This is a genomic window from Amaricoccus sp. W119, from assembly GCF_047275745.1.
Taxonomy (GTDB): Bacteria; Pseudomonadota; Alphaproteobacteria; order Rhodobacterales; family Rhodobacteraceae; genus Amaricoccus.
On sequence record NZ_JBKQWU010000075.1, the window covers coordinates 1 to 13,231 of the forward strand.

Consider the following 13,231-nt stretch of genomic DNA (forward strand, 5'->3'; position numbering starts at 1 on the left):
CAAGCGGGAAACTCTAGTCGGGCTACGCCCTCCCGCCGTTCCCCGCTTGCGGCGCCAAGTGGCCTACTTTTGCGCCGCCCAACGGCCTGGTTTTGCTCCGCCGTTGACACCGAAGTCTTCCTCGCGAAGCGTCGCCGTGTCGTCGAACTGCGGATCATGCCCGACGAGGAAGGCGACCCGGTCCTCACGCTCGACACAGGCGCCCCTGAGGCGGATGCCGCGGGGATGCTCCATCGTCAGCGCGACGTCGCGGTTGCGCGCGCCGGACCCCTGGTCGGGCATTTCGACGGTGAAGACCGCGCGCAGATCCCGCCCGATGATCTCCTCGCCGAGCAGCCGCCGGAGCGACGGGCCGGTGGCGAGAATTCGCCACGACTTGTCCACGATCAGATGGGCGGGGAAGAAATAGTCGAGATCCGCCTCCGAGAACGCGAGGTCCCCCGAGCCGGCGCCGAAGCCCGCGTTCGCGTGCCACGCCATCATGTCTGGATCCCCTCGCCTTCCCGCGCACGCCAGTTCATCCCGACCTGTCATCTAGGCGTCGAGCGTTGACATCCGATTAATCGCCGCGCGCTAGACCCCCGCCTTGGCCGGAGACGTTCCCGGCCGTCCAACGCGAGAGACGGGGTCCGTCATGGATATGAGCCGCGCTGAATGGGTGTCTGCGAGCCAGCCGCTGGGAGGGCTCGATCGCGATCTGACCGGGCTGCTGCCGCCATCCGAGGTGGCGTTGGTCAAGGGGGCCTGGAGCAAGTTCGTCACCCATGACGAACTTCTGACGGAGATGCTGTTCGAACGCCTGCTGGTGCTCGCGCCGGAGCTGGCCGAGCAGTTTGGTCCCGCGCTCGACGCCGCCCCGTTCGAGCTCCTCAAGCTGCTGGATCTCTCCGTCCGCGCGCTCAATCCGCGCACCGAGGCCATCCTGAAGGAAGGCTACCGCGCCGCGCCGACCGCCGCCACCGCCCGGTCCGCGACGCGCGCCGATTGCGCGGTCTTCTTCGCGACCTACGGGCTGACCCGGGGGCAGTGGGAACAGGCGCGCGCGGCCTTCCTCTGGACCTTCGAGAAGATCCCGCATCTCGATGACCTCGAACGGCAGGACCTGGCCGCTTCCGCGAGCTCCGCGCTGGCCCGCTTCTTCGACGACGCCATCATCGCGCCCATGGCCGGTCACGCGGAAGCCGAGGCCGCGGCCCTCTCTCCGGAGGTCGTCGCGGAGATGGCGGCCTCGGCCCAGACCATGATGGGCGTCTCGCGGGAAGCCGGCACGTTCTTCTACGAGACCGTCTTCCGCGAAAGTCCCGAGACGCTCCGCTTCTTCCGCACCTCGGACATGGACGGGCAGGTGCATCACCTGATCGCCGCGGTCGCGATGCTGGCCCGCGCGGCGGCGCAGCCCGAGCTTCTGCGCCCGGAACTGCGCAATCTCGCCTCGGTCCACGTCAATCTCCATATCCCGACCTCGGCCTATCCGGCGCTGGCCGGGCCGCTCATGGCGACGATCGAGCGATTCGGCGGCGCCCTGACCGGTGCCGGCCGACGCGGCTGGGAGATCCTGTTCGATCGCGTGATGCGGATCGTGTCCGAACCGATGCACGCGCGCGAGAAGCTGGTGGCCGCGGCGCGGGAATTTTTCGACCAGATCGCCGAGGAGAAACACTGGCCGAGAGCCAAGCTCGAAAAGCGCTGGTCCGAGATCATGACCGAGATCCGCGCCACCGGAACCTATGTCCAGAGTTTCGAGGAGCTCGAATTCGGCGCGCAGGTCGCCTGGCGCAACGCACCCAAGTGCATCGGGCGCATCTCCTGGCGCAACCTCATCGTGCGCGACCGGCGCCATGTCACCGAACCCGCCGCGATCTTTCAGGAATGCGTCGAGCATCTGCGCGCCGCCACCAACGGCGGCAATGTCGAGATCGTGCTCACCATGTTCGCCCCGACCCGGCCGGGCGAGCGCTGGGGGCCGAGGATCTGGAACAGTCAGCTGATCCGTTTCGCGGGCTACGAACAGGCCGATGGCGGCGTCATCGGCGACCGGGCGAACGTGGCGCTGACCTCGGCGATCCGGCGCCTCGGCTGGACCCCGCCCGAGGCACCCTCGGATTTCGACGTGCTGCCGCTCGTGATCGACGTTCCGGGCCATGAACCAACGCTCTACGAGCTCGACCCGGCCGATGTCGCGCTGGTGCCGATCACGCATCCGGAGCACCCGGAACTTGGCGCGCTCGGGCTCAAATGGTGCGCGGTGCCGGCGATCACCAATTTCCGCCTGGAGATCGGTGGTCTCGACTACGGCTGCCTGCCGTTCAACGGCTGGTTCATGGGGACCGAGATCGCGCGCAATCTCTTCGAGGACAAGCGCTACGACCGCGCCGAGGCGATCGCCGGGGCACTGGGGCTTGATACGTCGAGCGAGACGACGCTCTGGCGCGACCGCGCGTTCCTCGAACTGAACGCCGCCGTGATCACGAGCTTTCAGAAAGCGCGTGTGACGCTCGTCGATCATCAGACCGCCTCGCGCCAGTTCATGATCCACGAGATGCGCGAGAAGCGCGCCGGGCGCGAGTGCCCCGCGCAGTGGTCCTGGATCGTTCCGGCCGCCGGCGGATCGACCACGCCCGTCTGGCACCATGACATGCGCGACTTCCACCTCAAACCGGCCTTCCGCTACGCCGCCGACCGCTGGATGATCTCGGACGGCGCCCGCGGCTCGGACCGCGACAAGTCGCGCACCGCGACGCAGGCGCCGCTCATCCTCTTCGCCTCCGAGACCGGCACGGCCGAAACCTATGCCCGGATGGCGGGACGCTTCCTCGGCCGGCTCGCGCCTTCGGTCCTGTCGATGGACGAGGTGGCGCGCGAAAGGCTCGAGGAGGCGCCGCTCATCCTCGTCATCTGCTCGACCCACCGCGATGGCGAGGTTCCGACCAACGGGCGCGCGATGCTCGGCTGGCTCAGGGAACGGGAGGGTGAGGGACTCGGCGGGACGCGCTTCGCCGTGCTCGGCATCGGCAACCGGATCTATCCGAAATACTGCGCCGCCGCGCAGGCCTTCGACGCCGCCTTCGCGGCCGCCGGCGCGGAACGCGTGGCCGCCCTGACCCTCGCCGACGAGATCGCCGGGCAGGCCGATACCGTGAAGCAATGGATGGAAGTGATCGCGAGCCTCACCGGCACCGCCGGGATGCTTCCGGCCGCGGAGACACGCCCGCGCATCGAGATCGTCGGTCCGGTCACGCGGCCGGAGGACCGGCGGGAGAGTTCTGCGACCGTCGTGGAGAATCGCGAGATGCTCCCGGCCGGGGACGGCCAGCGTTCGACCCGTGAGCTCATCATCGCGCTCGACCCGCGCGAGGACGGAAGCGTGGTCCCCTATCGTCCGGGTGACCACCTCGCGCTGATGCCATGCAACGCCGGCGGGGAAGTCTCCCGGATGAGCACCCATGTCGGCCTGCCCCGGGACAGCTGGTTCCGCGTACCGCGGGGGGGCGACGACCGCTTCGACCGGTTCCGCGAGCCCTACCCGCTCGACCGGCTGTTCCGCGAGGACCTCGATCTGGCGCTGCCTGAATCACCGGAGGAATTGCTCCTTGCGATCCGCGAGGCGGCCGCGCACCCCGAGGACCGCGACACGCTGGGCAAATGGCTCGGGCTCCTGAATCTCGAGAGCTCCGATCCGGCGCGGCAACGGCACCGGAGCTGGCTCCGCGACAATTTCGCGACGGTGCCAGACCTTCTCGACAACTTCCCGAAATGCTGTCCGCCGCTCGAAGTGCTGATCGATATCCTGCCGCGGCTTCGCCCCCGGCTCTATTCGATCGCATCCTCCGAAATCGCGAATCCCGGGCGGGTCCGGCTGCTGGCGAGCAACCTGCGCTACCCGACCGCGGCGGGCGCCACGCGGGAGGGGGTCGCGTCCCAGTACATCCGGCATCTCGCGCCGGGTGACCGGCTCCGCGTCGAGGTCAAGCCGGCGCATCGGCCGCTGCCCGCCGGTTTTTCCGGGCCGCTGCTGCTGATCGGGGCGGGAACCGGCCTTTCCCTGCTTTACTCGGTGCTTGAGGATCGCGCGGCGCGGGGCATCGCAGGCGGGACCGGCCACTCGACGCGGCTCTTCTTCGGCTGCCGGGACGAGAGCGAGTTCCTGATGCGGGACCAGCTCGTCGGCTGGCGGACCAGCGGCTTGCTCGACGGGCTGACCGTGGCGCTGTCGCGGTCGGGCGCGGTCAAGGCCTATGTGCAGGACGCGCTCGCCGCGCGGGGACCCGAGGTGCTGGCGCTTCTCGACCAGCCGGAAGCGCATGTCGTCGTCTGCGGCGATGCGCGGATGGCGGCGCAGGTCGCCGACGCGCTCCTGCAGGTACTCCAGCGCGAGGGTGGGCTTTCCTATCTCGCCGCGACCCGGCGCCTGCGCGCGATGCGCGACGCCGGGCGCTATCTCGAAGATGTCTGGGGCNCGAGGGTGGGCTTTCCTATCTCGCCGCGACCCGGCGCCTGCGCGCGATGCGCGACGCCGGGCGCTATCTCGAAGATGTCTGGGGCGTGCAGCTCAAGCGCGAGATCGCCATGGCCGAGGTCGTCCGCGACCGCTACGACCAGGGAACCGGCTGGCTCAGCCGCCTGACCCGCAAGCTCGGCGGGGCGCGGCATCCCTCGCCGGCGATCCGCGACCACTGACGCGGCGCTCCCCCGAACGGCGATCGCCCCGGACATCCGGAGCGATCGTCGCAATTCGTTCGGGAAACCTTATCCGAACATCGTGTTCGGGATGATGAGCGCGATTCCCGGAAAGATGATGATCAGGATGAGGCAGACCAGCATCGCGAAGAGGAACGGCAGCACGCCCCGGAAGATCGTCGACATCGGCACATCGCTCGCCACGCCCTTGACGACGAAGACGTTGAGCCCGACGGGTGGCGTGATCATGCCCATCTCGATCACGATCACCGCGACCACGCCGAACCAGATCGGATCGAAACCGAGCGCCGTGATCACCGGGAAGACGATCGGGATCGTCACCACGAGCATCGAGAGCCCGTCGAGGAACATGCCGAGCACCACATAGCTCAGGATGATGAGCGCGAGCGTCCCGTAGGCGCCGAGGCCGAGCACGTCGAGGGCGGTGCCGAGCGTCGCCGGGATATGCGTGATCGCGAGGAACGGGTTCAGCACATTGGCACCGATGACGATGGTGTAGAGCATCGCCGAGGTCTTCACCGTGTCGAGCACCGCCGCGCGCAGCACGTCGAAGCTCAGGGCGCGCTTGACCGCGGCCAGGAGGATCACCAGCGCCGCCCCGATGCCGGAAGCCTCGACCGGGGTGAAGGCGCCGACATAGATGCCGCCGATCGAGATCACGATGACCGCGATCAGCGGGATCGCCCGCATCAGGACCGCGAACCGCTCGCGCAGCGGCAGATCCTCGCCCCGCGGTCCGGCGGAGGGGTCGCGCCAGGTCATGATGGCGACGGTGGCGATGAAGAGCGCCGTCAGAAGCAGGCCGGGCAGGATGCCGGCCATGAAGAGCCGCCCGATCGATTCCTCGGTCAGGATCGCGTAGATGACGAAGCCGGTCGAGGGCGGGATCAGGAAGCCGAGCGTTCCGCCGGCGGCGATCGCGCCGGTCGAGAGCCCGTCGGCGTAGTTGAGCCGGCGCATCTCGGGCAGCGCCACCTTGCCGATGGTGACGGCGGTCGCGACCGAGGAGCCCGACACCGCCGAGAAGGCCGCGCAGCCGAGCACCGAGGCCGAGGCGAGCCCGCCCCTGAACCGCCCGACCCAGGCATTCGCCGCGTCGTAGAGCCCCCGGCTGAAGCCCGCCGCCGAGGAGATGTTGCCGAGCAGGATGAACATCGGCACCACGATCAGCGAGTAGTTCGAGATCGCGCCGTAGCTCTCCGTCAGGATGACGCCGCCCGCCGTTCGCAGGTCATCGATCATCCAGAGCCCGAAGAAGCCGGTGATCAGCATCGCGAAGGCGACGGGCGTCCTGAGGATCATCAGCACGAAAAGCGCGCCGATTCCGATCAGGCCAATGGCGACGGGGGTCATTCGGCGGCCCTCCCGGTGATGAGGAGAACGATGATCTGCTCGATGAGCACGAGGACGCACAGCGCCATGCCGAGCGCGATCATGGCGTAGAAGGGCCAGAGCGGAAGGCTCAGCATGTTGGTCGTGTCGGCGTAGCGCCAGGCATCGACCGCCTTGACCGCGGATCGCCAGACCAGCGCCGAGAGGACGAAGGCGGAGAGGACGCGCGACTGGATGTCGCCGAACCAGCGGCCGCGAACGCCGATCGTGTTGTCAAAGACATCGACGCGGACATGCCCGTTCTGGTCGGTGCAGTAGGGCAGCGCCAGCATGACCACGCCGACGGCGGTCAGCTGGATGATCTCGTTCGAGCCCAGCATCGGGTTTCCGAAGACATAGCGCATGATGACGCCGACGGTGATCGTCACCACCATGAACAGGAGCCCGATCCCAGCGATCGCGGCCAGCACGAGGGTGGCGCGGTCGAACTTCTTCGCCCAGCCGGGCGTTGCTTGCGTTGACATGTCCCTCACCCCGCCCGCAGCGCGTTCATGACGTCGACGGCGCCCGCGCCGGCCCGGTTCGCCACCGCCTCGGCGGTCGCCTTCGCGATCTCGTTGAACGGGGTCGCTTCCTCGGGCGTCAGCCGGATCACCTCCTTGCCCAGGGCGGCGAAACCGTCGACGCCCTTGCGCGCCTCGTTCAACTGGACCTCGTTGCCGAGGCGCGAGGTCTCCCTGCCCGCCGCCTCGATCGCCGCCCGGTGCTCGGGGGTCATCTCCTCGAAGTCGTGGCGGTTCATCAGCAGGAAGAAGGGCGAGATCGTGCTGTCCATCCCGACCGTCAGGTGGTTCGCCACCTCGCCGAGCTTGAAGGCATGCGTCGCCGAGCCATCGATCATCGCGCCGTCGATGACGCCGGTCTGCATGGCGTTGTAGATCTCGGAGACCGGCATCGAGACCGGGTTCCCGCCCCAGGCCTGGATGAGCAGCCCCGCCGTCCGCGAGGGCACGCGGATGTTGAGCCCGCGCAGATCCTCAGGCGCGCGCACCGCCTTGTCGCGCATGTAGAGCAGGTTCGGCGCCGAGGACCAGAGGCCGACCAGTTTCACCCGCTCGTATTCCGGCAGGAAGAGGTCGATATTGTTCCAGATCGTCTCGGTGCCGCCGGCCTCGGTGATCACGCCGGGAAGCTCGGTCAGGAGCGTGACCGGGAAGGCGGAGGCGGTATAGCCCGGAAGCCCGATCGCGAATTCGGTCACGCCGTCGAGCACGCGCGAATACTGGTCGGTCGGGCCGGTCCCGAGCTCGCCGCCATTGTAGATCGTCACCGTGATCTCGCCGCCGGTCAGTTCCGCGACCTTCGCCGCGAAGGGCTCCAGCACGCCGGAGACATAAGGGTGCGTCGGCGCCATGAAATTCGCGAGCTTCAGTTCCTCAGCCGCCGAGGCCGCGCCGGCGATCAGGCCGAAGCCGAGCGCGGCGGCGACGAGGTTCTTGATGATGGGCATTCGGCTCCTCCGTTCGTTCTCCCTGGGCCTCCTCCGAACCTGAGCCGGTCGCGGCGGAGTCATCGCGGAGTTCTGGAGGGAGGGAGGAGCCGAAACCATTCAGAAGGGCATGCCGCCCCATAAGATCTCGCTATCGCCACCGGTCACGGCGGCGATAGCGAAGATGGCGCGCCCACACGGGCGTCGGGGTGGCCGGGACGGCCGCGCGGAAGCCTCGCTCGTGGGCTCAGGTCTCGAAGCTGAGCTTCGAGAGCGGCATGCTCCGGATGCGCCGCCCGATCAGATGCGAGGCGGCGTTCGCGACGGCGGGCGGAACCGAGGGCACCCCGGGCTCGCCGATGCCGCCCATGGGCGCGCCGCTCTCGATGATGCGGACATGCACCTTCGGCATCTCGCCCGGCGGCAGGATCGGATACATGTCGTAGTTGCGCGCGACCGGAACGCCGTTCTCGTAGACGGCCTCCTCGTAGAGCACCTGCGACACGCCGATGGCGACGGCGGAATTGACCTGCGCCTCGATGATCGCGGGGTTCACGATGCTGCCCGGATCGATCGCCTGCCAGACCTCGCGCACCCGGACCTGGCCGTCCTCGATCGAGACCTCGGCGATCGAGGCGGTCTCGGAGCCGAAGGGCGAAGCCATCGCCACGCCCCGCGCGCGCCGCGAGCCGTCCTCCGCCTCGTAGGGTCCGCGCCGCCAGCCGCCGGAGAGGTCGCCGACTGCCCGGAGCAGGTTCGTGAGCCGGGTATTGCCTTCGAGAAGCCGCATCCGCAACTCGTACGGGTCCTGACCGCCGCTGTCCGCGAGTTCGTCGAGAAAGCCTTCATAGAGGAAGTCGTTCATCGAATGCCCGACCGAGCGCCAGTAGCCCAGCATCGTCGGATTCTGGACATAGTTCTGTGCGATCCGGACATTGGGGATCGCATAGACCTTGCCGGCCAGCCCCTCGACCGCCGCGCCGTCGACCTTCCCGTCCTTGTCGCGGCCCGACAGCGCCTCGGTCGGCCCTTCGCAGGCGCTGATCGCCTCGAGCGCCAGCGGCATCCCGTCACCGTCGAGCGCGCCCCGGAAGCGGACGACGGCCATCGGGCGCAGACGGTCGCGCAGGAACTCCTCCTCCCGGCTCCAGATCAGCTTGATCGGCCGGCCCACCTCCTTCGCGAGCTGGATCGCCTGCGGATGCGGGTTCGAGGTCGCATAGAGGAAATGCCGCCCGAAGAAGCCGCCGAGGATCGGCGAATGGATGCGGACCTGCGACGGATCGATCCCGGCATGCGCGGCCGCGTCGGTCTGGAACAGATCCGGCGCCTGGTTCGGCAACCAGAGATCCAGCGAGCCATCCGGTTCGAACCGCGCCAGCGCGGCGGGCGGCTCCAGCTGTCCGTGATGCACGTACTGGGTCCGGTAGCTCGCGTTCACCACGGTCTCCGCGCCGTCGAGCACGCCGGGCGCGTCGCCCTTGGCCTCGGCCTCGTCGCCGGTGCCCGTCTCCCCGGCGAGCCGGTCGCTGAAGGCCGCGGTCGAGAAATCGGCCGGCATGTGGCGCAGATTCGGCCCCGCCTCGCCCTCCGGCTCCAGCCAGTCGACCTCCGCGGCCTCCGCCGCGCGTTTCGCATCCCACCAGCGTTCGGCGACGACGCCGACCGCGCCGGGCAGCCGGTGCACGGAATGAACCCCGGTCATCGCACGAAGGTCTTCCTCGTTCCGGATCGTCCCGATGGTCAGCCCGAGGCGGGGCGCATGCTGGACGGCCGCGTGCAGCATGCCCTCCACCTTCGCGTCGATTGCATAGATCGCCTTGCCGGTCGATTTCTCGTAGACATCGAGCCTAGGCACGGGCTTGCCGATCCAGCGGAAGCCGCCGGGATCGCGCAGCGTTACGCTCTCGGGGTCCGGCACCGGCAGATCCAGCGCCGCGGGCGCGAGTTCGCCATAGCTCACCGAACGCCCCGAGGCGGCGTGAAGCACGCGGCCCGGCTCCGTCGAAAGTTCGGAGACCGGCGCCTCGAGCCGTTCGGCGGCGGCGGTCATGAGCATCGCGCGGGCGGAAGCGCCGAGGCGGCGCATCGTCGCGTAGCTCGTCCTGACCGACATGCTGCCGCCGGTGAAGCGCGTCTGCGGCATCCCCTCCATGACCTGATAGACCGCGCCGGGCGCCGCGTTCTCGACCCGGAAGCTCGCCGGATCGGCGTCGAGCTCCTCGCCGACGATCTGGGCGAAGGCGGTGAAGACACCCTGCCCGCCCTCGACGAAGGGGCTGCGCAGGAGCACGGTATTGTCGGGGCGGATCTCGAGGAAGGCCGGGACCGGCGACTGCGCCATCGCCTCGGCCTGGGCACGCGCGCGTCCGGCGGGAAGGCCCACGCCGAGCACCAGCGCCCCGGCGGCGGAGGTGATCATGAAGCCGCGCCGCGAGAGATTGAGCGGGATCCCGGAAAGTGCCGGGACGGCATTCGCGGTGAAAGTCGATCGCTTGCCCATCATCCCGCCTCCGGCCGGCCGGCGAGATCGTTCATCGCCGCCTTGATCGCATTGTAGGTGCCGCAGCGGCAGAGGTTGATCATCGCCGCCGCCACCTCCTCCGCGCTCGGGTTCGGAGTCTCCTTGAGCAGCGCGGTCGCCGCCATCACCTGCCCCGACTGGCAGTAGCCGCATTGCGGCACCTGATGCGCGACCCAGGCCTCGACCACGCGGCGGCCGACCTCATCCTCCTCGACCGCCTCGATCGTCGTGATCTCGGTCCCCACGACGCTGTCGACCGGCGTCACGCAGGAGCGGGTTATGACCCCGTCGACGAGGACGGAACAGGCGCCGCATTGCGCCAGTCCGCAGCCGTATTTCGTGCCGGTCAGGCCGAGTTCGTCCCGGATGACCCAGAGCAGCGGCGTCTCGCCGTCCGACTGGACCGGATAGGTCTTCTGGTTGATCTGAAGTTCCATGGTGTATCTGGCGTCCCCTGATTTGGAGCCTGGCTGGACCAGCGGCCCGGTATGGCGCCGGGATCAGCGAGCGCCGGGAGCCGCGGAATCTCTCCGGGGAGAGATCGGACCTCGATGATAGTGGAGTTGATCGCGCGCGTTTAGGCCAATCTTCGACTTGCTCCCATCGATCCGGCTCATCAATGGCGCGACCGGGCAGGGCCGGCGCGCGCCGGCGGTGATCCGTGAACGCGCGGTCGCCAATGTCGATCCCTCGGACGGGTGTCTCAATGGGAACCCGCTACGGGGTCCAAGAGGAGTTGACCAATCCACGCTTCAGGGCTCGACTGACGGCGAGGAAGCATCGGAACAGGGAGGTGTGATGATGATCCCCATGCAACCCATCGGCCCGGAAGCTGTCGGCTCGGAGCTTGTCGGCCCGCGACCCATCGGCCTGCGATCCCCAGGCGCACGGTCCATCGGCCCGCGACCTATAGGGCTGGCCGCCGCGGCGCTGATCCTGACCGCCCTGGCCGTGTCGCCCGCCGGCGCGCAGGAGGCGGCGATCTATTCCGGCATGGACCGGCTGCATCCCGTCTGGGCGGAGAACGGCATGGTCTCGGCGCAGGAGCGCGTCGCCGCCGAGGTTGGCCGCGACATTCTCGCGCGCGGCGGAAACGCCATCGACGCGGGCGTGGCGGTCGCCTTCGCCCTCGCCGTGACCCTGCCCCGCGCCGGCAATCTGGGCGGCGGCGGCTTCATGCTGGTCCATGACGCGGAGAGCGGCGAGACCCGCGCCATCGACTACCGCGAGATGGCCCCGTCGAGCGCGAGCCGCGACATGTTCCTCGACGCGGAGGGCAATGCCGACAGCGAGAAGTCGCGCTATTCCGGCGCCGCTTCGGGCGTGCCGGGAACCGTCGCGGGGATGAAGCTCGCGCTCGACAAATACGGCAGCATGGACTGGGCCGAGGTCATCGCACCCGCGATCCGGCTCGCCGAGGGCATCACGGTAACGCCCGATCTGGCCGACAGTCTCGAAGCGCTTAGGGAACGGCTGACGCATTATCCCTCCGCCGCGAAGATCTTCTACAAGGAGGATGGCGCGCTCTACCGGCCCGGCGAGACGCTCACGCAGACCGATCTCGCCGCCACGCTCCGCAAGATCGCGGAGGAGGGTCCGGACGGATTCTACAAGGGCGAGGTCGCCGAGGCGATCGCGCGCTCCGTCACCGAAGCGGGCGGGCGGATGACCGTGGAGGATCTCGCGGCCTACAAGGCCGTCGAGCGCGAGCCGGTCACGGGCACCTACCGCGGCGCCGAGATCGTCTCCATGCCGCCGCCCTCCTCCGGCGGGGTACACCTGATCCAGATCCTGAACGCGCTCGAAGGCTATCCGATCGGCGCGCTGGGGGCGAATTCATCCGAGACGATCCACCTGATGGCCGAGGCGATGAAGCTCGCCTATGCCGACCGCTCCGAATTCCTCGGCGATCCCGATTTCGTGGACGTGCCCGTCGCGGCGCTGACGAGCAAGGATTACGCGGTGGACATGCGCGGCAAGATCCGCGCCGATTTCGCGACGCCCTCGGAGCAGATCAGGCCGGCCGATCTCGCGCCCTACGAGTCCGAGGAGACCACCCATTTCTCGGTCATTGACAAGGAGGGCAACGCGGTCTCCAACACTTATACGATCAACTTCTCCTACGGCTCGGGGCTCGTCGCCGAGGGGACCGGCGTGCTGATGAACAACGAGATGGACGATTTCTCGGCCAAACCCGGCGTCGCCAACGCCTATGGGCTGATCGGCGGCGACGCCAACGCGGTCGAGCCCGGCAAGCGCCCGCTCTCCTCGATGACGCCGACGATCGTGAAGCAGGATGGCGCGGTCTGGCTCGTCACCGGCTCGCCTGGCGGGGCGCGCATCATCACCACGGTGCTGCAGGTCATCATGAACATGATCGACCACGACATGAACGTCGCCGAGGCCAGCACCGCGCCGCGCATCCACCACCAATGGCTGCCGGACCAGCTCCGCGTCGAGGAAGGCATCAGCCTCGACACGCAGCGCGCGCTGCTCGCGAAGGGACATGTGCTCTCGCTGGAGGAGGTCATGGGCTCGACCCAGTCGGTGAGCCGGAACCCGGAGACCGGCTTCCTCCTCGGCGCCTCCGACCCGCGCCGCGCGGGCGCCGCGACTGTCGGCTACTGAGGGGGCCACCGCGGCGGGCGCCCGGTCCCGGAGGCCCGCCCGGGGGGGCCGTGATGCCGGCGACCGACCCGGCGGCGCGGATCAGATGGCCGCGCCCGTCTCAGGATCGAAGAGCCGCGTGTCCTCCGGCGCCACCGCGAGCCGGATCTCCTCGCCGGCCGCGGCGGTGATGCGCTCGCGCACGAGGATCGCCGCCTCGATGCCGCCGACCTCGGCCGCGATGATCGTATCCGCCCCGGTCGGCTCGACCACCTTGACCCGCGCATGGATCGGACCCTCGGGCGCGATCGCGAAATCCTCCGGGCGAATGCCGAGGGTCACACGCTTGCCCTCCGAGGCCCGCGCCTGCCCCGGCGCGGGGATCACGGTGCCGTCGGCGAGCCGGATACCGCCGCCCGCGATCTCCGCCGGAAAGAAATTCATCGCCGGCGAGCCGAGAAAGCCCGTGACCTGCCCCCCGGTGGTCCCTCGCTCATGACGCGAGTCCGCAGGTTGGATTTCGGTATTGGTCTTCGCCGGATTTCACAAGCGCGCCGGGCGCGGAGCCCTCAGCCAGCTCA

The 13,231-nt window shown here is 68.8% G+C and carries 9 protein-coding genes; 2 read left to right on the top strand and 7 right to left on the bottom strand.

Annotated features, from left to right (window positions below; translation table 11 throughout):
• Positions 1-63: 63 nt before the first annotated feature.
• Entirely contained in the window at positions 64-483 is a 420-nt protein-coding gene (locus ACLJK8_RS20100; protein ID WP_413152148.1) for a hypothetical protein, read from the bottom strand.
• 151 nt (positions 484-634) lie between these two features.
• Here ACLJK8_RS20100 and ACLJK8_RS20105 point away from each other — a divergent pair, with 151 nt between their 5' ends.
• Positions 635-4,624 carry a nitric oxide synthase oxygenase gene (locus tag ACLJK8_RS20105; RefSeq protein ID WP_413152149.1) on the top strand — a complete coding sequence of 1,330 codons (3,990 nt, stop codon included), beginning with the start codon at positions 635-637 and terminating at the stop codon, positions 4,622-4,624.
• 122 nt (positions 4,625-4,746) lie between these two features.
• Here the strand turns inward: ACLJK8_RS20105 and ACLJK8_RS20110 are convergent, their stop codons facing one another.
• From ACLJK8_RS20110 to ACLJK8_RS20130, 5 genes are all read right to left on the bottom strand, one after another.
• Positions 4,747-6,051, bottom strand: coding sequence for a TRAP transporter large permease (locus ACLJK8_RS20110; RefSeq protein ID WP_413152150.1), 1,305 nt, complete (start codon positions 6,049-6,051; stop codon positions 4,747-4,749).
• Positions 6,048-6,554 (bottom strand): TRAP transporter small permease, encoded by a 507-nt coding sequence (locus ACLJK8_RS20115; RefSeq protein ID WP_413152151.1) that lies wholly within the window; start codon positions 6,552-6,554, stop codon positions 6,048-6,050. The genes ACLJK8_RS20110 and ACLJK8_RS20115 overlap by 4 nt, the downstream gene beginning before the upstream one ends.
• A gap of 5 nt (positions 6,555-6,559) precedes the next feature.
• Complete coding sequence (locus ACLJK8_RS20120) at positions 6,560-7,540, bottom strand: TRAP transporter substrate-binding protein (RefSeq protein ID WP_413152152.1); 981 nt, start codon at positions 7,538-7,540, stop codon at positions 6,560-6,562.
• A 226-nt stretch (positions 7,541-7,766) separates the two neighbouring features.
• Positions 7,767-10,025, bottom strand: a complete 2,259-nt coding sequence (locus ACLJK8_RS20125) for a molybdopterin cofactor-binding domain-containing protein (RefSeq protein WP_413152153.1) — start codon at positions 10,023-10,025, stop codon at positions 7,767-7,769.
• Positions 10,022-10,480, bottom strand: coding sequence for a (2Fe-2S)-binding protein (locus ACLJK8_RS20130; protein WP_413152154.1), 459 nt, complete (start codon positions 10,478-10,480; stop codon positions 10,022-10,024). The genes ACLJK8_RS20125 and ACLJK8_RS20130 overlap by 4 nt, the downstream gene beginning before the upstream one ends.
• A 361-nt stretch (positions 10,481-10,841) precedes the next feature.
• Here ACLJK8_RS20130 and ggt point away from each other — a divergent pair, with 361 nt between their 5' ends.
• Complete coding sequence (ggt, locus tag ACLJK8_RS20135; RefSeq protein WP_413152155.1) at positions 10,842-12,671, top strand: gamma-glutamyltransferase; 1,830 nt, start codon at positions 10,842-10,844, stop codon at positions 12,669-12,671.
• A gap of 81 nt (positions 12,672-12,752) precedes the next feature.
• On the opposite strand, the gene ACLJK8_RS20140 is transcribed toward ggt, so the two are convergent.
• Positions 12,753-13,094 (bottom strand): TOBE domain-containing protein, encoded by a 342-nt coding sequence (locus ACLJK8_RS20140; RefSeq protein ID WP_413152156.1) that lies wholly within the window; start codon positions 13,092-13,094, stop codon positions 12,753-12,755.
• Positions 13,095-13,231: the final 137 nt, after the last annotated feature.